The sequence below is a fragment of the Mesorhizobium muleiense genome (assembly GCF_900099905.1).
GTDB classification, from domain to species: Bacteria; Pseudomonadota; Alphaproteobacteria; order Rhizobiales; family Rhizobiaceae; genus Mesorhizobium; species Mesorhizobium muleiense.
In genome coordinates this window covers 520,644-542,848 of sequence record NZ_FNEE01000001.1, presented here as the reverse complement: position 1 = coordinate 542,848, position 22,205 = coordinate 520,644, and the positions used below count along the sequence as shown (strand labels likewise).

The following is a 22,205-nucleotide window of genomic DNA, read 5'->3' as shown; positions in this document are numbered from 1 at the left end:
TATAACCTCCCGGTAATTGAAATGCATCTGCGGCCGGCCTAGTCATGCGCCCATGACCGCAACCCAGACTTCCGCCGGCAGCCTCATTCGCGAATGGCGCACGCGCCGGCGCATGAGCCAGCTCGATCTCGCCATGGAAGCCGAAATCTCGCAGCGGCATCTGAGTTTCGTGGAAAGCGGCCGCGCGGCGCCCTCGCGCGACATGGTGCTGCATCTGGCCGAGCAGCTGTCGATCCCGTTGAGGCAGCGCAACCAGCTCCTGCTGGCCGCAGGCTTTGCCCCCAGCTTCAGCGAGCGTCCGCTCACCGATGCCTCGCTAGCGCCGGCGATGGCGGCGGTCGAGATCGTGCTCAAGGGTCACGAACCCTTCCCGGCTCTGGCTGTCGACCGGCACTGGAACCTGGTGTCGGCAAACGCCGCCATCGGCCCGTTCCTCGCCAACGTCGCCGAGCCTTCCTTGCTGAAGCCGCCGGTCAACGTGCTGCGGCTCAGCCTGCACCCGGGTGGCGTCGCGCCGCGCATCGTCAACCTGGCCGAATGGCGCGCGCATCTTCTCGACCGGCTGAAACACCAGAACGACGCCACTGGCGACCCGGTTCTGGTCGAACTGGAGCGCGAGCTTCGGACCTATCCGTCCGGCCTGAACGGCGCACGGCCGGTGCCGGTCGAGCCGAACGCGATCGTGCACCCGCTGCGGCTTGCGCATGGCGATGCCGTGCTGTCGTTCATCAGCACCATCACCGTGTTCGGCACGCCGCTCGACGTGACGCTGTCGGAACTGGCGATCGAATCTTTTTTCCCCGCCGATGAGCAGACAAGGACCGTGCTGGTGCGATTGGCGAACGAGCGGGCCGAGCCGTCCTGATCATCCTTGCGGTGGGGTCGCCTGGCGGGTGCGGGCGCGTTCGAGGCCAAGCTGGCGCTCGCGCCAGATGATGAAGATGCCGGCGGCAACGACGATCACGCCACCGATGAGCATATGAACCGTCGGGACGTCGCCGAAGGCGAGATAGCCGACAACGATGCCAAGCAGCATCGACGTGTATTCGAAAGGCGCCACGACCGAGGCCTCGGCATGGCGATAGGCCGCCGTCATCAGAATCTGGGCGAGCCCGCCGCAAAAGCCTGCAGCAATGAGCAGGCCCGCCTGCGCCGGTGTCAGCGCCTGCCAGCCAAACGGCAGCGACAGCAAGGCCAGAAGGCTCGCCGTCACCGAAAACCACAGCACGATGGTTGCCGTCGGCTCGCTCTGGACGAGGTTGCGCACCAGCAGCATGGCGACGGCCGAGATCGCTGCCGCGAGCAGTGCGGCGATGACGCCAAGCACCTCCTGATCGCCGAGTGCTGCGCCCGAACCCAGCAGCGTCAGTTCCGGCCATGAGATGACCAGCACCCCGACCAGTCCGACCGCAACCGCGCTCCAGCGATAGACGCGGATCGCTTCGCCGAGGAAGATCGAACTGAACACCACCACCAGCAGCGGCTGTGCGTAGTTCAGCGCGATCGCTTCCGGCAGCGGCAGCCGAATCAGCGCGAAGAAGCCGAGCCCCATGGCGCAGACGCCGACAACGCCACGCGCAATGTGGTTGAGCGGGCGCTTGGTCGAAAACGCGGTGCCAAGCTTTCCCTGAAAGGCCAGGAAGACGACGATCGGAAAGATGGCAAAGAACGAGCGGAAGAAGACGATCTGGCCCGCCGGCACCGTGCCCGCCGCCTTGATGCAGGACGACATGGCGACGAAGACCGCCACCGAGACGATCTTGAGCATGATCCCGGTCAGCGTGTTGTGCCCGCCGGGATGGTCCGTCGGGTTCACTTGGCAGCTGCTTCCTGGATCGCCGCCCAGATGCGCGCCGGCGTTGCTGGCATGTCGATGTGCCTGATGCCGTAGGCGCGATAGAGCGCATCCGTCACCGCGTTGAGCGCGGCCGGCGTCGCTCCGATCGTGCCCGCCTCGCCTGCCCCCTTGATGCCGAGCGCATTGGTGGTCGAGGGCACGTTGCGGGTCTCGAAATGGAAGAACGGCAAATCGTCGGCGCGCGGCATGGCATAGTCCATGAAGCTTGCCGTCAACAGCTGCCCGTCCTCGTCATAGACCGTGTTCTCGGTCAGCGCCTGGCCGATGCCCTGGACGACGCCGCCATGCACCTGGCCGGCCAGCAGCACAGGGTTCACGGTGACGCCGAAATCGTCGACGATCGTATAGCGGACAATTTCCGTCACGCCGGTGTCGGGATCGATCTCGACCTCGCAGATGTGGGTGCCGTTCGGATAGGTGCATTCGTCCTGCACGAACTCGCCAAAGCCCTTGAGATCGTCCGGGTTCTTGGCGGCCTTGGCGATGCTCGAAAAATCGATCGTGCGGTCGGTGCCGACGATGCGGGCAACGCCGTTGGACAATTCGATATCGTCGGCCGAGGCTTCCAGCTCATCGGCGGCGATGCGCCTGATCTTGATGGCCAGATCCTCGCCGGCGCGAGAAGCAGATACACCGCCAAGCGGAATGGAGCGCGAGCCGCCGGTGCCACCGCCGGCCTTCAGCTCGTCGGTGTCGCCCTGGCGGACATGAATCTTGCCGATGTCGAGATGAAGCTTTTCCGAGAGGAACTGCGCATAGGCGGTCGCATGCCCCTGCCCGTTGGTCTGGGTGCCGATCTTCAGCGTCACCGTGCCGTCGCCGTTCAATTCGACAAAGGCCGGTTCGGAGCCGGGAAAAGCACAGGCCTCGATATAAGTCGCCATGCCGATGCCGCGGATTTTGCCTTCCGCCTTCGACTGCGCCAGTCGCTCCGGAAACGCCTGCCACTCCGCTTGTTCGATGGCGCGGTCCATATGGCCTGCGAATTCGCCGGTATCATAGAGGCGGTCGGTCTGCGTGCGGTATGGGAACTGCTCGGGCCTGATGAAATTGCGCCGGCGGATCTCTTCGACTGGCAAGCCCAGATCGTGGGCGCAGGCGTCGACGAGCTTTTCCAGCAGGAATGCCGCTTCCGGACGGCCGGCGCCGCGGTAGGCATCGACCGGGCAAGTGTTGGTGTAGAGGCCGGTCACCGAAACGTCGAGCGCCTGGATGTCGTAGACGCCGGTCGACATGGTGACGCCGATATAGGGGATGAACGGGCCGTATTGCGAGATATAGGCGCCGATATTGGCGAGGAGATCGACCTTCATGCCGAGAAAGCGGCCGTCCTTGTCCATAGCCATCTCGGCGGTCACGACATTGTCGCGGCCTTGCGCGTCGGTGAGGAAATGCTCGGTGCGGTCGCCGGCCCATTTCACCGGGCGGCCAAGGCGCCTGGCGGCCTCCAGCACCAGCGGATGCTCGCGATAGACGAAGCTTTTCGGCCCGAAGCCGCCGCCGACATCCGGCGTGATGACGCGCAGCTGGTTCTTCTTGATCTTGAATATGTCGGCCAGGATGTACTGCATGGAATGCACGCCCTGCGAGCCTGTGGTCAGCACGAAGCGGTTCTCCTGCGTGTTCCACTCGCCGATCGCCGAACGCGGCTCCATGTAGTTGCAGACCAGCCGGTTGTTGATGAATTCGATGCGGGTGACATACGCCGCCCTGGCGAATGCCGCCGCGGTCTTCGCCTTGTCGCCGATGTGATAGCTGAAGGCGCGGTTGGAGCCGAGTTCCGGCCAGACCAGCGGCGTGCCTTCGTCAAGCGCCGTGGCGGTGCCGGACGCGGCATCTTCGCCCTCGTATTCGACCTCGATCAGTTCGGCCGCGTCCTGCGCCAGCGCGCGGCTGTCTGCGACGACGAAGGCGACGGCGTCGCCGACATAATTGACCCGGTCGCGGCAAAGGACCGGAATGTCGCGGGTCGGCGCCTTGGTGCCGTCCGGCTGCCTCTGCATGACGCCGGATTTCAGCTTGCCGAGATGAGCAAGATCAGCACCGGTCAGCACCAGATGGACGCCAGATGCCGCCTTGGCCGCCTCGGTCGAACCGAGGGTGAAGCTTGCCTTGGCCACTGGCGAGCGCAGGACATAGCCGTGCAGGAGGCCGGCCGGCTGGATGTCGTCCGTATAGCGACCGAGACCCTTTAGGAAGGCCTGGTCCTCGCGACGCAGCACAGAGGCGCCCATGCCGAATTTCGGTGTGACGACGGTCATCGATACCTCACGACGATGATTGGAAAACGAGTGCCTGAAATAGGCGCTGCGCCAGTTTTGTCGAGTGACGGTTTCGTGTAAAGAGCGCGTGCTTCACATTTCTTCGACCAGCGGACTCACCTGCCGCTGCGGGAATCGACAGGAAAACCAACGGAATGCGCACGGACACCGGCCAGGTCTTCAAGCTCGAAGACTATCGCCCCACCGACTATCTCATTCCGGAAACCGGCCTGACTTTCCGGCTGTCGCCGGAAGCCACGCGCCTCATCGCCGTGCTGACGGTCGAGCGCCGCGACGGCGTAGCGGCGTCAATGCCGCTGGTGCTGGACGGCGATGGCCTGACGCTCAGCCGCATCGCAATCGACGGCCAGACACTTGCGCCGGCCGATTTTTTCGCCACGCCCGATCAATTGACGATCACCACGCCGCCTACAGCAGCCCGCTTCCAGCTGCTGATCGAAACCGAGCTGGCGCCGGCGCACAACGAAGCCCTGATGGGCCTCTATCGCTCGAGCAACGTCTATTGCACGCAATGCGAGGCCGAGGGCTTTCGGCGCATCACCTATTTTCTCGATCGTCCGGATATCCTGTCGGTCTATACGGTGCGCATCGAGGCGCCGCACCACGAGGCGCCACTGCTTCTTTCCAACGGCAACCCGGCTGGCAGCGGCGAACTTGCCGACGGCTGGCACTATGCAGTCTGGCACGACCCCTTCCCCAAGCCGTCCTATCTGTTCGCCCTTGTGGCGGGGGCTCTCGGCAAGGTCGCGGACAGCTTCGTCACATTGTCCGGCCGCGTGGTCGAGCTCGGCATCTTTGTCGAGCCGGGCAAGGAGCGGCTCGCCGGCTACGCCATGGACGCCCTGAAACGGTCGATGAAATGGGACGAGGAAGCGTTCGGCCGCGAATACGACCTCGACGTCTTCAACATCGTCGCCGTGTCCGACTTCAACATGGGCGCGATGGAGAACAAGGGCCTCAACATCTTCAACGACAAGTATGTGCTGGCCGACCAGGAGACCGCAACGGACGCCGATTTCGCCAATATCGAGGCGATCATCGCGCATGAGTATTTCCACAATTGGACCGGCAACAGAATCACTTGCCGTGACTGGTTCCAGCTTTGCCTGAAGGAAGGGCTGACGGTTTTCCGCGATCACGAATTCTCCGCCGACCAACGCTCGCGAGCGGTGAAACGCATCGCCGAAGTGCGCACGCTCAAGGCACATCAGTTTCCCGAAGACCAGGGACCGCTGGCGCATCCGGTGCGACCGCGCCGCTACCGCGAGATCAATAATTTCTACACGGCGACAGTCTACGAAAAGGGCTCGGAAGTGGTGCGCATGATCCGCACCATTCTCGGCGCCGAGACGTTCCGGGCCGGCATGGATCTCTATTTCGAGCGCCATGACGGCGAGGCTGCAACCATCGAGGACTTCATCAAGGTGTTCGAGGATGTGTCCGGGCGCGACCTCGCGCAATTTTCGCTGTGGTACCATCAGGCCGGCACGCCCAATCTGACCATCAGTTCGACGCACAATGCGGCGGCCCAGGAATTCACGCTCGAGATCGAACAGTCGGTGCCGCCAACGCCGTCCGAAAGCCGCAAGCGCCTGATGCATATTCCGCTGGCCTTCAGCCTGGTCGGCACCGACGGCAAAGCGATAGAATATGGCGGCGTCGAGGGCGCCAGCGTCGAGGACGGTGTCATCCATATCCGCAAGCGCCGGCACATGGTGCGCTTCTCGGGCGTCACTGAGCGCCCGGCGATGTCGCTCAACCGCGGCTTCTCGGCGCCGGTGACGCTTTCCGTCGAGCAGAGGGCCGACGATCAGTTCTTCCTTGCTGGCCATGACAACGATACCTTCTCGCGCTGGCAGGCGTTCAACACGCTTTTGACCGAGGCTCTGATATCCACCTTCCGCCAGGTCCTTGACGGCAAGCAGCCCGGTTTCGCATCGCGGTTGATCGAGCTTGCCGGCAAAATAGCCGGCGACGAGACACTCGAACCGGCCTATCGGGCGCTGGCCCTGGCGCTTCCAAGCGAAGCCGATATCGCCCGTGACATCGGCAAGAACATCGACCCCGATGCTATTTTCTCGGCCCGCGAGGCGCTGACGGTCGCGATCGCCGAGGCGAATCGCGAGATATTCTCCGACCTCTACGATCGACTGACCGACAAGGACGCTTTCAGTCCTGATGCGGCAAGCGCCGGTCGCCGGGCGCTGCGCAACACCTTGCTCGACTATCTTTCGCTGCTGCATGGAGGTGCGGCGCTTGCGGCCCGGCATTTCCAGTCCGCGACCAACATGACCGACCGGGCCGCCGCATTGAGCGTGCTTGCGCTGCGCCATAACGGTTCGCCCGAGACGGTCAAGGCGCTGGCGGAGTTCGAAGCGAAATATGCGACCGATCCGCTGGTGATGGACAAATGGTTCCATATCCAGGCCAGCGTGCCGGGCCCGCAAACCATTCATGCAGTGCGCGCCCTGACCGGCCACCCGGCCTTCTCGATGGCCAACCCGAACCGAGTGCGCTCGCTCGTCGGCACGTTTTCCAGCGCCAACCAGACCGGCTTCCATCGCGCCGACGGCGAAGGCTACCGGTTTTTCGTCGAAACGGTCCTGCAGGTCGAAAAGCGCAACCCGCAATTGGCCGCCAGGCTGGCGACGGCACTCAGATCATGGCGATCCCTGGAACCTGCCCGGCAGGGCAAGGCAAGGGAAGCGCTGCTTTCGATTGCCAATACCGAGAACCTGTCGGCCGATTTGCGCGACATCATTGAGCGCACGCTGGCGTAGGGTTCCCTCCCCCTCGAGGGGAGGGTGGACAGCCGCCGAAGGCGGATGGACGGGTGGGGTCGCTGCGGCAGTGCGCGGCCTCGATCGACCTCACCTGCCTTGACCGTTGATCCAAAGATGGAGCGCTTCACCGAGGACCCCTCCCGGCCCTACGGGCCACCCTCCCCTCAAGGGGGAGGGAGATCGGCGGCTTAGCCATTATTTTAGTCGATTTTTAATCTTTTTTCGCTGCGCCTATGGACAAGCCGAATCACCTTTGATTCTTTAGCTGAAGATTCGGAAGTGCGGCGTCGCCGGATCGTCAAGCAGATTTAAGATCGGGGAGAGCCATTTATGGCGAAGGCGGACGCGTGGGGCGCGCCCGGAGGGACGGGTTTTGAGCAGCGTGAGGCGGGAAGCGACGGTCTCGCCGGCAATGCGCGGCTGATCGCCGAACCCGCCTACCGACGGCTTCTGGCAGCCGAGCCATTGCTGCGCCGATCGATACCGGCCCTCATCATCATTTTCCTGATTGTCATCGCGGCACTGCGGTTCCTGTCGCTGATGCACGAGCGCGACGACGTGGAACGCGACGCCAAGGCGATCCTCTCGCTCGCGGCGGGCCAACTGGCCAGTTCGATCAGCGTCGATGCGAACATGGCCTCGACGCCTGGCGCGACGCAGGACTTGTTGGAGGGCATCAGCCGTCAGGGCGCCATGGGCCGAAGCCACGTCCTTGCGGTCACCGACAGCGCGTTCAAGATCGTTGCCGTGACACCGCAATCGACGGGCTGGGAAGGGCGGTCGCTTGACGCCATCACCCAGGGCGGTCAACCGCTGTTCATGTTCGGTGACCGCGCCGGGGTGATGGAGGTCAGCATCGGCGGACAGGACTGGTATGCCGCGGTGAGCCTGGCAAATGGCAGGAATGGTGCTGCCGCAGCGCTCGTTCCGCAGGATGCGGTCTTCGACACGTGGCGCAAGACCGTTTCGCTCAACGTCACGCTGTTCGTGCTGACGGCCGGCGTGCTGATCATCGTCCTCTATGCCTATTTCGGCCAGGCGGCGCGCGCCCAGACCGCCGACCGCATCTATCTCGAAGCGCACCAGCGCATCGACATGGCGCTGGTGCGCGGCCGCTGCGGCCTGTGGGACTGGGACATGGTGCGCGGCAAGATGTACTGGTCGCGTTCGATGTACGACATGCTGGGCTATGAGCCCTGCGACACGATGCTGTCGTTCGGCGAGGTCGACGGGATCATCCATCCCGAGGACGGCGACCTGTTCCAACTCGCCAACAGGATCGTCGCACGCGAGATCGACCACATCGACCAAGTGTTCCGGATGCGCCACGCCGACGGACAATGGGTGTGGATGCGCGCAAGAGCGCAGGTGATCGACCCGGAAGCGCCGGAGATCCAGTTGATCGGCATCGCCGTCGACGTCACCGAGCAGCGGCATTTGGCGCTGCGCTCCGAGGCCGCGGATCTTCGCCTGCGAACGGCCATCGAAAACATCAACGAATCCTTCGTGCTCTGGGATTCGGCCCAGCGCCTGATCATGTGCAATTCCAAGTACCAGCAGGACAACGGCCTGTCGGATCGCGACGTGATGCCGGGCGCCTCGCGCGCCGTTCTCGAAGATCGCATGCTTGCCTTCGCTTCGGAGCGCCGGCTTGCCAACACCAACGGGCAGCAAGGCGGCGTGACCTTCGAGCGGCAGCTTGCCGATGGCCGCTGGCTGCAGGTGAACGAATTGCGGACCAGGGACGGCGGCACCGTCTCGGTCGGCTCCGACATCACCCAGATCAAGTTGCACCAGGAGAAGCTGGTCGACAGCGAGCGCCGGCTGATGGCGACGATCCATGACCTCAGCCTTGCCCGCCGGGCAGAGGAAGAGCGGTCGCGCGAACTGGTCGAGCTCAATCACAAATACATGAAGGAAACCGAGCGCGCCGAGGCCGCGAACCGGGCCAAATCCGAGTTCCTGGCCAACATGTCTCATGAATTGCGCACGCCGCTCAACGCGATCATCGGCTTCTCCGAACTGATGGAACAGGCGCTGTTCGGGCCCCTGGGTTCGCCGCGCTACGAGGAATACGCCACCGACATCAACGGCAGCGGCAAATATCTTCTGGGCGTCATCAACGACATCCTCGACATGTCGAAGATCGAGGCCGGCCAGTTCTCGATGGATCAGGAGGAAATCGACCTCTGCCCGCTGATGCGGGAAACGGTGCGCGTCATCTCGCTGCAGGCGGCGGAAAAGTCGATCACCGTCGAAACACGCATCCCCGATTCGCTGACGCTGTTCGCCGACCGCCGGGCGATCAAGCAGATCATCATCAACCTGCTGTCGAATGCGGTGAAGTTCACCGGCCAGGGCGGCCGCATTGCGGTAAGGGCCCGCAACACCTCCAGCGCTCTGGTGCTGACGATCGAAGACAATGGCTGCGGCATCCCGAAGGAGGCGCTGAGCAAGCTCGGGCGGCCGTTCGAGCAGGTGCAGAACCAGTTTTCCAAGAGCCATGCCGGTTCCGGCCTTGGCCTTGCCATCTCACGCTCGTTGGCCGAGCTTCAGGGCGGCGCCTTGAAAATCCGCTCCACCGAAGGCACCGGCACGATCGTGTCGGTGCGCATTCCGACCAGGAAACCGACGCAGCCAGTCAGGGCCGCCGCCTGACTAGTGAATAGTGAATAGTGAATAGTGAAATAGTCAGTAGTGAATATCTAATTCCATTCACCATTCACTACTCATTCACACGAAGCAAAAAGCCAAAATCCTTCCTGACATTTTGCGACGTCTCCTTGAGGTGCGCTTCCAGCACGCCGAAATCCGGCAGGTCGGTGACCGCCAGTAGCAGATCCGAAAGCCCCGGCGGAACGTCGTCGCGTTCGAATACGCCGGTGAGGCAGAGCCGCGTCATCTGGGTCAGCGCCAGATAGAGCGCATAGGCATCGCAAAGCTCCTGCCTGACCTGGGCCTCGGCGAAATCCGGCGCCAGCCTCGACAGCACGTCCGCCGTCCCGGTGGCCCGGCGGCCGGCTTCGACCTTTCCCGTGATCACCGCCACCTGCGCGATGAATTCGAGATCGATGAGACCACCCGGGATCAGCTTGATGTCCCAGAGATCGCGCGGCGGTTTTTCCTTCTCGATCATCGCGCGCATCTCGGCCGCCTCGGCCATCACCTTGGCGCTGTCGCGCGGCAGGGCAAGCACCTGTGCCACTTCGGTCTCGACCTCGGCGCATAGCGCTTGATCGCCGCCGATCGCGCGGGCCCTTGACAGCGCCATATGCTCCCAGGTCCAGGCGTCCTTGCGCTGGTACTTCTTGAAGGCATCGACATGGGTCGCCACCGGCCCCTTGTTGCCGGACGGCCGCAAGCGAAGGTCGAGTTCGTAGAGAACGCCCTCGGCGGTCGGCGCGGACACCGCAGCGATCAGCCGCTGCGTCATCCTGGCGTAATAGTGCGACGGTGCGAGCGGCTTGTCGCCATCGGATTCTTCGGCATCGGCGTCGTGATCATAGAGCAGGATGAGGTCGACGTCTGAGCCGGCCGTCAATTCGCGGCTGCCGAGCTTGCCCATGCCGAGCAGCGCAACCGTGCCGCCGGCGATGCGACCGTGGCGTAGCGCGAACTCGGCGATGACCGCCCGCAGCGCCGCGTCGATGGTGAGATCGGCCAGATCGGAAAAGGCACGGCCGGCGCGCGCCGGATCGATCGAGCCGGCAAGCAGCCTGACGCCGATCAGGAATTTTTGCTCGGACGCAAAGATGCGCAAGCGGTCGAGCACGTCCTCATAGGCCCTGTCGCCCTCGAGGAACGCGGCGAGACGGCCGGACAGATAGGCGCGGTCCGGCAGTTCGGTCAAAAGGGCCGGATCGAGCAGGCCGTCAAACACGTGCGGCCGGCGTGTGATGATGGCGGCCAGCCGGGGCGCCGCGCCCATGATGGTCGCCAGCAGCTTCAGCAGAGCCGGATTGGAGTGGAGCAGCGAGAACAGCTGAATGCCGGCGGGCAGACCGGCAAGAAATTCGTCGAAGCGTATCAACGCCTCGTCCGCGCGGCGCGTCTGGCCGAAGGATTGCAGCAGCGCCGGCGTCAGTTCGGTCAACCGCTCGCGCGCCTCGGCTGACTGGGTGACGCGATAGCGGCCGAAATGCCAGCCGCGGATGACGCGGCAGATGTCGCTCGCGCGCTGGAATCCCAATCTCTGCAGGGTCTGCAACGTATCGGGGTCGTCGACATCGCCGGTAAAGACCAGATTGCCGATGCCAGCCGAAAGCTCGGGCGCGGTCTCGAAAAGCGCTGCGTAGTGGCGTTCGACCTGATGGAGTGCGGCGCGGAACGCCTCGGCAAAGGCCGCCGCATCGGCAAAACCGAGCAGGCGGGCAATGCGTTCGAGCCCTTCGTCATCGTCCGGCAGTATGTGGATCTGCTCGTCGGCGACCATCTGAACGGCGTGCTCGACGCGGCGCAGGAGCCAGTACTGCCTTGTGAGCGTATCGCGCGCATCGGCAGTGATCCAGCCGCGTGCCGCAAGCTGGCCAAGCATCGGCACCGTCTCGCGGCCGCGCAGTTCGGGGAAGCGGCCGCCGGCGATGAGCTGCTGGGTCTGGACGAAGAACTCGATCTCGCGGATGCCGCCGCGGCCGAGCTTGACGTTGTGGCCCTTCACCGCGATCTCGCCAAGACCCTTGTGGGCGTGGATCTGGCGCTTGATCGAATGGACGTCGGCGATCGCTGCATAGTCCATGTATTTGCGCCAGATGTAGGGCTGGAGCTCCTTCAGGAACGCAGTGCCGGCGGCGACATCGCCGGCCACCGGACGCGCCTTGATCATTGCGGCCCTCTCCCAGTTCTGGCCGCGCGCCTCGTAGTAGCGCAGCGCCGCCTCGACCGGGATCGCCAGCGGCGTCGAACCGGGGTCGGGACGAAGCCTGAGGTCGGTGCGGAAAACATAGCCGTGCTCGGTGCGGTCCTGGAGCATGCGGACCAGCCGGCGGGTCAGGCGCGAAAACAGCTCCGTCGCATCGAGCGGATCGACGACTGCTGGCGCTTGCGGGTCGAAGAAAACGACGAGGTCGATGTCGGAGGAGAAGTTCAGCTCATGCGCGCCAAGCTTGCCCATGCCGAGCAGGATCCAGCCCGACCGGCGCGCCGGATCCTCGAGATCCGGCAGTTTGAGCTTGCCTTGTCGGTGCGCGTCGCGAAGCAGGAAGTCGACGGCAGCGCGGGTGCAGGCGTCGGCAAGATCGCTCAGCCGCCGTACTGTGATTGCAGTTTCGGCCTCGCCTGCAAGATCGGCCAGCGCGATCAGAACATGCGCTTCCGCTTTCCATTGCCGCAGCTCCATCATCAGGCCGTTCTCAGAGATGGCTTCCGCCCGCGCGGCCTTGTCGATGGCGGCGCCGATCGACGCCAGCCGGGCCTCGACGGTCTCATCGAAAAGCGCATCCAGGATCTGCGGGCGGCGGCGCACCGTGTCGCGCAGGAACGGCGACAGGTCGAAGACTGCCGCGAGAAACTCCTGGACGGCGCCCTCGCCGGCCAGGAATTTCGCCAGCACGGCAAGCCCCTCTTCCTGCGCTGCGGAAGCGATCTCCGACAATTCCCGCCGGGCTCGGTTCTGATCCAGAGGCACGAGCCTTGCCGCCGGCTTCAGAAGCCAGTTGGTGTGTTCCGCAGCCGCCTTCACCGCCATCAGCGATCCTCCCGTTCGGGAAAACTCATGACGACGGATAATCCAGGATTGGCGGGCAGGAGATCAAGCCGCCCTTTGTGGAATGTCATGATCGCCTTGGCGAGGCTGAGGCCGAGACCGGAACCCGGCTGCGAGCGGCTCTTCTCCAGCCGCACGAAACGCTCGGTCGCCCTGGCGCGATCGGCATCGTCGGGAATGCCCTGGCCGTTGTCGGTGACGGAAAGCCTGATTTCGCCGCCGACGCGATCGAGCGCTACGCGAACGGTCGGCTCGGCTGTCGAGTCGGTCGAATATTTGATCGCGTTGTCGACGATGTTCGATAGCGCCTGGCCGATCAGCTCGCGATTGCCTTCAACGGCGAAGCCATCCTGCACCGAGGTCTCGAGTGTCACTCCCGCCTCCTCCGCCACCGGCTCGTAGAGCTCGACGACATCGCGCACGGAAGCAGCCAGATCGACCCGGCTGGTGATTTCTGAGGAATAGCCCGCCTCCAGCCTTGAGATCATCAGGATGGCGTTGAAGGTCTTTATCAGATGGTCGGACTCGGCGATGGTCGCTTCCAGCGCCTGCCGGTAATCGGCGGAGTTGTGCTTGCCGGAGAGCGTCGCCTCGGCGCGGTTGCGCAGCCGGGTCAGCGGTGTCTTCAGATCGTGGGCGATGTTGTCGGAGACCTGCTTCAGCCCTTCATTCAGCGTGGCGATCCTGGCCAGCATGGAATTGAGATTTTCGGAGAGCCTATCGAACTCGTCGCCGGCGCCGGTGACCGGCAGCCGGCCGGACAGGTCGCCACCCAAGATGCGGCGACTGGCCTGCGACACCGAGTCGATGCGCTTCAGCGCCGCGCGGCCGACGAAGAACCAGATCAAAATTCCGCCAAGCGCCATCATGCCGAGCGCCAACGTCAAGGCGCGGCGGATGACGGCGCGGAACCGCTCAGGCTCGCCGAGATCGCGGCCGACCAGCATGATCATCTGGTTCGGCAGGCGCAGCACCAAGGCAATGGCGTTGTGGCCCTTCTCGCCTTCGACCTGGACTTCGCTCTGGCTGGGTTCGTTCGGGTCGGCGATCGGGTTGCGTTGCCGCTCGAGCTCGCCCTCGCCAAAGCGCCGGTAGGAAAACGGCTCCGTCGTCCAGCCCTCGGCCACGAGAACGCCGGGTTCCAGGCTCTGCACGTTGCCGGTCAGGATCTGGCCGTTGGCATCGGCGATCAAATAGAGATTGGCGCCGGGCTGGCGGGAGCGCTGCTCGACCACCCGGACCAGCAGCGGCAAACCGCCGCGCTGATAGATCCGGGCGAGGCCGAGCACCTCGTCGTTGATGGTCTCCTGCGTCTGGCCGGTCAGCATGCGCGCCGACAGCGAGGTCATGTAGAAGACGAGCAGCACCGCACAGATGGCGAACAGCAGGAGATAGAGCGCCGAAAGCCGCGCTGCCGTCGTCTTCATGATGGCCGGCATTGAAAGGGCCATGCTAGCCGCTCTTGAGCATATAGCCGGCACCACGAACCGTGTGCAGGATGGGCTTGTCGAAGCCCTTCTCGATCTTGCCGCGCAGCCGCGAGACGTGAACGTCGATGACGTTGGTCTGCGGATCGAAATGATAGTCCCAGACATTTTCCAGCAGCATGGTGCGCGTCACCACCTGGCCGGCATGGCGCATCAGATATTCGAGCAGGCGGAACTCGCGCGGCTGCAGCGTAATCTCGCGGGCCGCGCGCCGTACCGAATGCGACAGCCTGTCGAGTTCGAGGTCGCCGACCCGGTAGACGGTTTCGGCCTCCCTGGCGCTGGCGCGGCGGTTCAGCACCTCGACCCGGGCCAGAAGCTCGGAAAAGGCATAGGGCTTGGTCAGATAGTCGTCGCCGCCGGCGCGCAAGCCGGTGACCCGGTCGTCGACTTCGCCGAGCGCCGACAGGATCAGCACCGGCGTAGTCTTGCCTCGGGATCTAAGACCGGCGATGACCGACAGGCCGTCGCGGCGCGGCAGCATGCGGTCGACCACCATCACGTCATAGTCGCCGGAGTCAGCGAGCGCGAAGCCGGTTTCGCCGTCGCCGGCGACATGGGCGGTATGTCCGGCCTCGGTAAAGGCCTTCTGGAGGTAATCGGCCGCTTCGCGATCGTCTTCTATGACGAGAATCTTCATGGGACCGTTATACGCGATTTCGCTGGAAGATTGAGTGGCCGGCATAGGCATGGCCTCAAGGTGTATCGCCAACAAAATGATTCAAGAACTAGCAGTAAGTCTTTGTTTTATAATGTTATTGGCGTCGAGCCGCCGCATCCTCGATTTGGCGACATGCTTTGTTGTTTGAGCATGTCGTCATCCCAAAACCGCTTCACACTTTGGGCGACTGCTCTGTTGTTCGAGCGGCAGCGGGCGATGGGCGCCCGCTGCCGCTGGGGCGGAACACGATGACTGACTAACGTATTCAAGCCCCGTGCTTTCCCATGCGACGGTTCGGGGTGTTTGAAACCGCCGCATCGGAAAAGTCTGGAACGTCAGCCCTTGGCGACAGGCAGCGCGACGAAGCGGTTGCTGTCGTCGCGGGTGATCTGCATCAGTACCGCCTTGCGGCCCGACTTCACCGCGTCGGCCATGGCCTTGGCGACGTCCTCGGTGCCATTGACCTCCGTCGAATTGACCGAGGTGATGACATCGCCGGCCTGGATGCCGCGATCGGCGGCATCGCTGTCGGGATCGACATCGGTCACCACAAGCCCTTTGCCATCGTCGGACCTGGTGACGGTGAGACCGAGGTCGGCCAGCGTATCGGCCTTTGGCGGAGCCGAAGGCTGCTGGTCGGCCGAAGCCTGCTTGTCACTCGAAGGCAGCGTGCCGAGGTCGACCTTGACCGTTTCACTCTTGCCGTCACGCCACAGCGTGACGTCGACCGGCTTGCCGGGCGGGTAGGCGCCGATCAGACGGGCGAGTTCCTTCGGCGAAGCGACGTCCTTGCCGTCCACCTGAGTGATGACGTCACCAGCCGATATGCCGGCGTCCTTGCCGGGACCATCGTCCTGGGCGCTGGAAACGAGAGCGCCCTTATCGGACTTCAGCCCGAGCGATTCGGCGATTTCGGAGGTGACCGGCTGGATCTCGACGCCAAGCCAGCCGCGCTGGACGGTGCCGTCCTTCATCAGATCCTGCACGACCTGTTTTGCAGTCGAGGCGGGAATGTCGAAGGCAATGCCGACGCTGCCGCCGGACGGCGAGAAGATCGCGGTGTTGATGCCGACGACCTGGCCGTTGAGGTTGAAGGTCGGGCCACCCGAATTGCCGCGGTTCACCGAGGCATCGATCTGGATGAAGTCATCATAAGGACCGGCGCCGATGTCGCGACCACGGGCCGAGACGATGCCGGCGGTGACCGTGCCGCCGAGGCCGAACGGATTGCCGACGGCCACCACCCAGTCGCCGACGCGAACCTTTGCATCGTCGGCGAAGTCGACATAGGTGAACTTGCCGTCGCCTTCGACCTTGAGCACTGCGAGATCGGTGCGCGGATCTGTGCCGACCAACTTGGCGTCGAGTTCCTTGCCGTCATGCATCACCACCGTGAAGGACGAGCCCTCTCCGACGACATGGTTGTTGGTGACGAGGTAGCCATCCTCGGAGATGAAGAAGCCGGACCCTTGAGCGACCGGCCGTGGCTGGCGGTCACCGCGTCCGAAACGTCGCATTCCATCCCGGCCATCCTGATCGCCAAAGCCACGGAACTCCCTGAAGAAGCGGCGCAATTGCGGATCGTCGGGGAGATTGCCGAAGGCGTCGGGAAGGTCGGAGCCGTCGTCAGCGGTCGATTCTATCTTGGCTTTGACGCGGACACTGACGACCGCCGGCGAAACGCGCTCGACCACGTCGGCGAAGCTCGGGACCTGGGGCGCCTCGACACGCACGGCCTCGGCCAGGACGGGGGCTGTCCCGGTGGCAACCGCGCCGAAGCCGATCGCGCCGGCAATGGCCACTGATGCGGCGGCAGCCATCAGGCGTTTGCGGGTGCGGGAATGTGAATTGGGGGCAATATTCATGGGTCTCGTATCCTCTTTCAAGGGATGCGCTTCGGTCGGCATCCTCGGCCAAGAGAAATAGAGGCGCGCACATTACGGCGCCATTTCCAGTGCATGAAACTTTGGTAATGTTTGCAGGCACCAACCCTTTGGTTGCGCCCGCCCGTTGCCCTATGTTGTACACAGTTCAGCACAAGGCTTTCACCATGACCGCAAGCGCCACCATGACGATTCGGGTTTCGTCCGAAACCAAGCTGAAGCTGGAGCGGATCGCCGCCGACACGCGGCGCAGCAAATCCTTTCTCGCGGCCGAGGCGATATCGGCCTATGTCGATCGCGAGCTTGAGATCATCGAAGGCATCAAACGCGGCATGGCCGATGCGGCAGCTGGCCGTGTCGTGCCGCACGACGAAGCCATGGCGGAAATCGACGCCATCATCGAAGCGTCGGAAGCCAGGCGCGCAGACAAGGCTTGAAGCGGTTCGTCACCTGGTCGCGAGACATCGTGACACGGCCGTGGCCTTGGCGGCGGGGCGGCCGGGCCGAATTAGTTACCCAGCACCTTGTCCAACGCTGCCTTCTCCTCGGCTGTGAGCATGGCCGCAGGCGCCGATCGGCGCGACCGGGCGGTCAGCACGATGAAAATCCCGCCGGCAAGCAGCAGAAGGACCGGCGTGCCCCACAACAGCGCATTGCGCAGGCTGAAGCGCGGCTTCAACAGCACGAACTCGCCGTAGCGGGAAACGATGTAATCGATCACCTGCCGGTCGGTATCGCCGGCGACCAGGCGCTGGCGCACCAGCACGCGCAGGTCGCGGGCAAGGTCGGCATCGGATTCGTCGATCGACTGGTTCTGGCAAACCATGCAGCGCAGCTCTTCCGAAAGCGTCCGCGCCCGCGCCTCGAGCGCCGGGTCGGCCAGAACCTCGTCCGGTTTCACCGCAAGTGCGGCGCCGGCAAACAACAGCGTCAGCAGCAGGATCAGGGAGGCCAGCGAAATTCTTGCGGTCATGGCAGGCTCGCCGAAGGCATGGCGCCCGCCGATCTGCGGCGGCGCGACGGTGCGCCGACGCGCAGCCGCCGGTCCATCAGCGACATCGCAGCACCTGCCATCATGACAAGGGCGCCGCCCCAGATCAGCGTCACCAGCGGCTTCCACCACAGCCGCACCACGACGGAGCCGTCGGTCGCCTCGTCGCCAAGCGATAGGTAGAGCTGGCTGAAACCGATCGTCTTGATACCCGACTCGGTCGTCGTCATCTGCCGGACCGGATAGGAGCGCTTGGACGAGGTGATCACGGCGGTGGTGCTTCCATCGGCGCCGAGCAGGGCGAAGCGGCCGCGATCCTCGCTGTAGTTAGGCCCCTGGGCCGGATAAAGCCCTTCGAAGCGCAGTGTGTGGCCGGACAGTTGCACGGTCTCGCCGGCACGCATCGACAGTATCTTCTCGGTGCCGAAGCAAAGTGTGCCGACGATGCCCAGCGTCGTCAGCCCAAGACCGAGATGGGCGAGCGCGGTGCCGAAGACCGAACGCGGCAGGCCGGCGAAGCGACTGAGCATGACGCCGGGCGCGACACTGCCAAGGCCGGACTTGACGGCAATATCGGTGAGCGCGCCGCAGATCAGCCAGAAGGCCAGGCCGACGCCAAGTGCAGCGAACACCGACGAGCCGTCGATGAACAAGGCCGTCACCAGCACGGCCAGAAGCGCGGCGGCGAAGGCCGCCATCAGCCGCTGGGCGACGGCGAAAATATCGCCGCGCTTCCAGGCCAGCAGCGGCCCGAACGGAACCGCGACCAGGAGCGGCACCATCAGCGGGCCGAACGTCAGGTTGAAGAACGGCGCGCCGACCGAAATCTTGTCGGCCGAAACTGCCTCGACGACCAGCGGATAGAGCGTGCCGATCAGCACGGTGGCGGTGGCCGTGGTCAGGAACAGATTGTTGAGGACCAGCGCCCCTTCGCGCGAGATCGGATGAAACAGGCCGCCGGCCGTCAACCTCGAGGCGCGAAAGGCGAACAACGCCAGTGATCCGCCGATGAACAGTGTCAGGATGCAGAGAATGAACACGCCGCGCGTCGGATCGGTGGCGAAGGCGTGGACGGAGGTGAGCACGCCGGAGCGCACCAGGAAGGTGCCGAGCAGCGACAGCGAGAAGGTCAGGATCGCCAGCAACAGCGTCCAGATCTTCAGGGCCGAGCGCTTTTCCATGACGATCGCCGAATGGAGCAGCGCGGTGCCGGCCAGCCAAGGCATGAACGAGGCGTTCTCGACCGGATCCCAGAACCAGAAACCGCCCCAGCCAAGTTCGTAATAGGCCCAGTAGGAACCCATGGCGATGCCGCCGGTCAGGAACATCCACGCGACCAGCGTCCATGGCCGCACCCAGCGCGCCCAGGACGCGTCGATGCGGCCTTCGATGAGGGCGGCGACCGAGAAGGAAAAGCAGATCGAGAAGCCGACATAGCCGAGATAGAGCAGCGGCGGATGGATGGCGAGGCCGAGATCCTGCAGGATCGGGTTGAGATCGCGGCCCTCGATCGGCGCCGGATTGAGCCTGGCGAACGGGTTGGACGTCGCCAGGATGAACAGCAAGAAGGTGGCGCCGATCGCGCCTTGCACGGCCAGCACGTTGGCTCGAAGGGTCGCTGGAAGATTGCTGCCGAAAGCAGCGACGAGCGCCCCGAAGAAGCTCAGGATCAGCACCCAGAGCAGCATCGAGCCCTCGTGATTACCCCATGTGCCGGTGATCTTGTAGATCAGCGGCTGCAGCGAATGCGAGTTGTCCCAGACGTTGGCCACCGAAAAGTCGGACGTCGCATAGGCCGTCGCCAGCGCCGCGAAGGACAGAGCGGTCAAGGCGAAGCCGGTCACCGCGACCGGACCGCCGACGGCCATCATCTTCTGGCTGTTGATACGCGCGCCGAACAGCGGCACCAGCGCCTGCACCAAAGACAGCGCGAACGCCAGGACCAGCGCGAAATGTCCGGTTTCAACCATTGTGGCCAAGCCCGCCAGGTTTTTGTTTTGCCGCAGGGTCTTGCCGCAAAACCGTCGGAACCCTCGTGTCAAGCCCGAGGGCAGGCTTTTGCGGAACCTGCTTAGTCACTTTTTGCTCTCCTGCCACACGCCCCTGGATTTGAGGCCGTCGGCCACCTCCTTGGGCATGTAGTTCTCGTCGTGCTTGGCCAGCACGCTGTCGGCGACGAAGACGCCGTCCGGGCGAAAAATGCCTTCAGTGATGACGCCCTGCTCCTCGCGGAAAAGGTCGGGAAGAATGCCGGTGTAGGTAACCTTGACCTGCTTCTGGTTGTCGGTCACCGAAAAGGCGACGGTGGTCCCCTGACCGCGCTCGATCGTGCCTTTTTCGACGAGGCCGCCGAGCCTGATACGCTGCCCGGGCTGCAGGCTGGCGGTGGTCAGATCGGCGGGCATGTAGAAGTAGGAGGCCTTCTGGCCGAGCGCGTAGAAGGTCAGGCCGGTGGCGGCACCGAGGAAGGCCAACCCTCCGGCGATCACCGACAGTCGTCTCTGCTTGCGCGTCATTTTTTACTCCGTCGCCGTCAGGCCAAGCGAGACGGCAAAGGCGGTGAATTTCTTCGCTTCGTCACTATCGGGGCCAAAAACGGCGATACCGCGATTGAGCGCGTCGCGCGCCTGATCGGCCTTGCCCAGCACGACATAGGAACGAATAAGCTGCATCCATCCCTCCACATCGCGCGGGTTTTGCCGCAGTTTTTCATCAAGCCCCGCAACCATGGTGTTGATCATCGCTTCCCTATCCTGCGGCGACATCGACGCGGCGGCATCGACATCCCCGGCGTTCGGGCCTTTTGCAGGCACTCCCGAAGCGACGCTGCGCCTGGCGGATTCGGCCAGTGCCTGCTCGACGGCGCCGCGCCAGGGCGAGTCCTGTGGCAAGGCCGCGAGCATTTTCTGCCAGCCAATCGTCGCCTCCTCGATGCGGCCTTCCTGCGCCATGCTCATCGCCAGATAAAAGCTGGCCTTCGGATTCGACGGATCGAGCTTCAGCGCCGCCTCGAAGGCGGCCTGAGCATCGGACGAGACAATGCCGCCCGCTTCGCTGGCGATCGCCTCGCCGAGGCCGGCCTGGCGGGCTGCGCTGTCGCCGTCGAGGCGAATGGCGTTGCGGTACGCCGTCACCGCGTCGGAGAACCGCTGCATGCGCAGATAGATTGGCGCCAGTACGTCCCAACCCCTGCCATCGGACGGGTTGGCGGCAAGGTGGGCCTCGGCGCGTGCCACCAGTTCGTCGACCGAACTGTCGGCGGGATTCTTGGCCAGTCGCTCGCTGAGCGGCTGCGACGGCAGATCGGGCGAGCCGAGTTGGCTGTACAAGCCCCAGCTGACCAGCGGGACCGCCAGGACCGCAGCCGTCGCAACCAGCCTGGTCGCCATCGATGGCCGCGCCGCTGCCTTGTCGGCGGCATTGTCCAGGCGAAGGATGCGACGGGCGATCTCCGCACGCGCCTCTTCGGCCTCCGCCGGCTGGATCAGGCCACGCGCCACGTCGCGGTCAAGCTCGGACAGCTGGTCGCGATAGACTTCAAGGTCATGATCGCTGCTCGCCGAACCACCCTTCGGGCCGCCGGCCAGCGGCAGCAGAACCGCCAGGCTTGCACCCAGCGTGAGAATGGCGGCTATGACCCAGAACAGCATGCTTCTTCCAATAACGGCAGAGCCCTGCCCTGCCAACACAGGCGTCCTGCGACGCTTTGACGGCAGATGCGTCGCATGTCCTTGATTGATGTCAACCGGACCTTAAGCGCGTCGCGATCGACCGACGTCATGCGACGCGCCTTAGATAGTTGTTTTCATGCATGTCGTCATCGCAAAACCGCCGCACACCCCGGGGGCATGCTTTTGCGCGACATGCACTATCCGGCCGGTCGTTACGTCAGCGGCGTCCAGCTGCCATCGGCGTTGCGGCAAGCGGTTCCGCGCGCGGTGGCGCCGGCGGCGCCGGTAAACACCGTATGGGTGTATTGTCGGCAGTCCTGCGAGCCGACACGATAGGGCTGGGCGGGCACGACTTCACCGTAATGCGCCGACCGATCGCTCTTCCACGTCACCTTCTGGCTGCTCGCCGTGTACTCGAGCGCCCTGTATTCCGCCTCCAGCGCCTTGCGCTTTTCGGGGCCGCTCAAGCCGGTACCGATCGATCCGCTGACGAGGCCGCCGCCCATGGCGGAAATGACCGTCGTCGCGATCTTGCCTTCACTTGGCGGCGTTGCGGCCGGCTGCGGCGCCACCGTGGGGCCAGGGTTCCTGCCCAGCGTCGTGCAGCCGGAAACGGCCAGCAGTGCGGAGACGAGCGCGACGCGAATCTTCATGCCAAAAACCGGTCTCTTGAGTTAAAGCTGGGGGCCGCGCCATCGGGGAAGTCGGCGTGGCCATAGTGTCGATGTTTGTCGGAAATTTGGCCGCGGCCGACGGCTCCGGGACCAGTCGACATGCCGCCATATCACGCACTGTCGATCAATGTCGACCGGCCCAGCAAAAAGCATAGGCCTAAAGCGCGTCGCGTTTGGCCGGCCTCATGCGACGCGCTTCAGGTTGTTGTTTTTA

At 64.1% G+C, this 22,205-nt stretch carries 15 protein-coding genes; 4 read left to right on the top strand and 11 right to left on the bottom strand.

The genetic code is table 11. The annotated features are described in order from the left end of the window. Positions 1-52: 52 nt before the first annotated feature. Positions 53-865: a helix-turn-helix domain-containing protein gene (locus BLT09_RS02410; protein ID WP_091590402.1), complete on the top strand. Its 813-nt coding sequence runs from the start codon at positions 53-55 to the stop codon at positions 863-865. Here BLT09_RS02410 and BLT09_RS02405 read toward each other — a convergent pair whose 3' ends face one another. Both BLT09_RS02405 and BLT09_RS02400 read right to left on the bottom strand, forming a co-directional pair. Continuing rightward, the gene (locus tag BLT09_RS02405) at positions 866-1,768 is read right to left on the bottom strand and encodes a DMT family transporter (RefSeq protein ID WP_091590849.1); all 903 of its coding nucleotides are present in this window, start codon (positions 1,766-1,768) and stop codon (positions 866-868) included. It abuts the gene before it with no gap. A gap of 44 nt (positions 1,769-1,812) precedes the next feature. After that, positions 1,813-4,119, bottom strand: a complete 2,307-nt coding sequence (locus BLT09_RS02400; RefSeq protein ID WP_091590400.1) for a xanthine dehydrogenase family protein molybdopterin-binding subunit — start codon at positions 4,117-4,119, stop codon at positions 1,813-1,815. A gap of 155 nt (positions 4,120-4,274) precedes the next feature. Here BLT09_RS02400 and pepN point away from each other — a divergent pair, with 155 nt between their 5' ends. Both pepN and BLT09_RS02390 read left to right on the top strand, forming a co-directional pair. Further along, positions 4,275-6,920 (top strand): aminopeptidase N, encoded by a 2,646-nt coding sequence (gene pepN, locus BLT09_RS02395; protein ID WP_091590399.1) that lies wholly within the window; start codon positions 4,275-4,277, stop codon positions 6,918-6,920. Positions 6,921-7,253: 333 nt separating this feature from the next. Beyond that, positions 7,254-9,581 (top strand): PAS domain-containing sensor histidine kinase, encoded by a 2,328-nt coding sequence (locus BLT09_RS02390; protein ID WP_091590397.1) that lies wholly within the window; start codon positions 7,254-7,256, stop codon positions 9,579-9,581. Positions 9,582-9,648: 67 nt separating this feature from the next. On the opposite strand, the gene BLT09_RS02385 is transcribed toward BLT09_RS02390, so the two are convergent. The 4 genes from BLT09_RS02385 to BLT09_RS02370 all read right to left on the bottom strand — a co-directional run bounded on the left by BLT09_RS02385 (position 9,649) and on the right by BLT09_RS02370 (position 16,637). Further along, positions 9,649-12,606, bottom strand: coding sequence for a bifunctional [glutamine synthetase] adenylyltransferase/[glutamine synthetase]-adenylyl-L-tyrosine phosphorylase (locus BLT09_RS02385; RefSeq protein ID WP_091590396.1), 2,958 nt, complete (start codon positions 12,604-12,606; stop codon positions 9,649-9,651). Next, the gene (locus BLT09_RS02380) at positions 12,606-14,075 is read right to left on the bottom strand and encodes a sensor histidine kinase (RefSeq protein WP_091590395.1); all 1,470 of its coding nucleotides are present in this window, start codon (positions 14,073-14,075) and stop codon (positions 12,606-12,608) included. Before BLT09_RS02380 ends, BLT09_RS02385 begins: the two co-directional genes overlap by 1 nt. A 1-nt stretch (position 14,076) precedes the next feature. After that, complete coding sequence (locus BLT09_RS02375; protein ID WP_023800810.1) at positions 14,077-14,751, bottom strand: response regulator transcription factor; 675 nt, start codon at positions 14,749-14,751, stop codon at positions 14,077-14,079. 356 nt (positions 14,752-15,107) lie between these two features. Further along, complete coding sequence (locus BLT09_RS02370) at positions 15,108-16,637, bottom strand: Do family serine endopeptidase (RefSeq protein WP_091590848.1); 1,530 nt, start codon at positions 16,635-16,637, stop codon at positions 15,108-15,110. A 185-nt stretch (positions 16,638-16,822) separates the two neighbouring features. Between BLT09_RS02370 and BLT09_RS02365 the strand changes: the two genes are divergently transcribed. Beyond that, complete coding sequence (locus tag BLT09_RS02365) at positions 16,823-17,092, top strand: CopG family ribbon-helix-helix protein (protein WP_091590846.1); 270 nt, start codon at positions 16,823-16,825, stop codon at positions 17,090-17,092. 71 nt (positions 17,093-17,163) lie between these two features. Here the strand turns inward: BLT09_RS02365 and BLT09_RS02360 are convergent, their stop codons facing one another. From BLT09_RS02360 to BLT09_RS02340, 5 genes are all read right to left on the bottom strand, one after another. After that, positions 17,164-17,628 (bottom strand): cytochrome c-type biogenesis protein, encoded by a 465-nt coding sequence (locus tag BLT09_RS02360; RefSeq protein WP_091590393.1) that lies wholly within the window; start codon positions 17,626-17,628, stop codon positions 17,164-17,166. Beyond that, the gene (locus BLT09_RS02355; protein ID WP_091590392.1) at positions 17,625-19,616 is read right to left on the bottom strand and encodes a heme lyase CcmF/NrfE family subunit; all 1,992 of its coding nucleotides are present in this window, start codon (positions 19,614-19,616) and stop codon (positions 17,625-17,627) included. The genes BLT09_RS02360 and BLT09_RS02355 overlap by 4 nt, the downstream gene beginning before the upstream one ends. Positions 19,617-19,721: 105 nt before the next feature. After that, positions 19,722-20,162 (bottom strand): cytochrome c maturation protein CcmE, encoded by a 441-nt coding sequence (gene ccmE / locus BLT09_RS02350; RefSeq protein ID WP_091590390.1) that lies wholly within the window; start codon positions 20,160-20,162, stop codon positions 19,722-19,724. Positions 20,163-20,165: 3 nt separating this feature from the next. Then, the gene (gene ccmI, locus BLT09_RS02345; RefSeq protein WP_091590389.1) at positions 20,166-21,296 is read right to left on the bottom strand and encodes a c-type cytochrome biogenesis protein CcmI; all 1,131 of its coding nucleotides are present in this window, start codon (positions 21,294-21,296) and stop codon (positions 20,166-20,168) included. A 233-nt stretch (positions 21,297-21,529) separates the two neighbouring features. Next, positions 21,530-21,970 carry a hypothetical protein gene (locus BLT09_RS02340; protein WP_091590387.1) on the bottom strand — a complete coding sequence of 147 codons (441 nt, stop codon included), beginning with the start codon at positions 21,968-21,970 and terminating at the stop codon, positions 21,530-21,532. Positions 21,971-22,205 lie beyond the last annotated feature (235 nt).

What these genes read in the sequence shown, in the direction of transcription:
- BLT09_RS02365 (WP_091590846.1), top strand. Translation starts at nt 16,823, where the DNA reads ATGACCGCAAGCGCCACCATGACGATTCGGGTTTCGTCCGAAACCAAG.
- BLT09_RS02355 (WP_091590392.1), bottom strand. Translation starts at nt 19,616, where the DNA reads ATGGTTGAAACCGGACATTTCGCGCTGGTCCTGGCGTTCGCGCTGTCT.
- BLT09_RS02370 (WP_091590848.1), bottom strand. Translation starts at nt 16,637, where the DNA reads ATGAATATTGCCCCCAATTCACATTCCCGCACCCGCAAACGCCTGATG.
- BLT09_RS02405 (WP_091590849.1), bottom strand. Translation starts at nt 1,768, where the DNA reads ATGCTCAAGATCGTCTCGGTGGCGGTCTTCGTCGCCATGTCGTCCTGC.
- pepN (WP_091590399.1), top strand. Translation starts at nt 4,275, where the DNA reads ATGCGCACGGACACCGGCCAGGTCTTCAAGCTCGAAGACTATCGCCCC.
- BLT09_RS02375 (WP_023800810.1), bottom strand. Translation starts at nt 14,751, where the DNA reads ATGAAGATTCTCGTCATAGAAGACGATCGCGAAGCGGCCGATTACCTC.
- ccmI (WP_091590389.1), bottom strand. Translation starts at nt 21,296, where the DNA reads ATGCTGTTCTGGGTCATAGCCGCCATTCTCACGCTGGGTGCAAGCCTG.
- BLT09_RS02410 (WP_091590402.1), top strand. Translation starts at nt 53, where the DNA reads ATGACCGCAACCCAGACTTCCGCCGGCAGCCTCATTCGCGAATGGCGC.
- BLT09_RS02380 (WP_091590395.1), bottom strand. Translation starts at nt 14,075, where the DNA reads ATGGCCCTTTCAATGCCGGCCATCATGAAGACGACGGCAGCGCGGCTT.
- ccmE (WP_091590390.1), bottom strand. Translation starts at nt 20,162, where the DNA reads ATGACGCGCAAGCAGAGACGACTGTCGGTGATCGCCGGAGGGTTGGCC.
- BLT09_RS02360 (WP_091590393.1), bottom strand. Translation starts at nt 17,628, where the DNA reads ATGACCGCAAGAATTTCGCTGGCCTCCCTGATCCTGCTGCTGACGCTG.
- BLT09_RS02340 (WP_091590387.1), bottom strand. Translation starts at nt 21,970, where the DNA reads ATGAAGATTCGCGTCGCGCTCGTCTCCGCACTGCTGGCCGTTTCCGGC.
- BLT09_RS02390 (WP_091590397.1), top strand. Translation starts at nt 7,254, where the DNA reads ATGGCGAAGGCGGACGCGTGGGGCGCGCCCGGAGGGACGGGTTTTGAG.
- BLT09_RS02400 (WP_091590400.1), bottom strand. Translation starts at nt 4,119, where the DNA reads ATGACCGTCGTCACACCGAAATTCGGCATGGGCGCCTCTGTGCTGCGT.
- BLT09_RS02385 (WP_091590396.1), bottom strand. Translation starts at nt 12,606, where the DNA reads ATGGCGGTGAAGGCGGCTGCGGAACACACCAACTGGCTTCTGAAGCCG.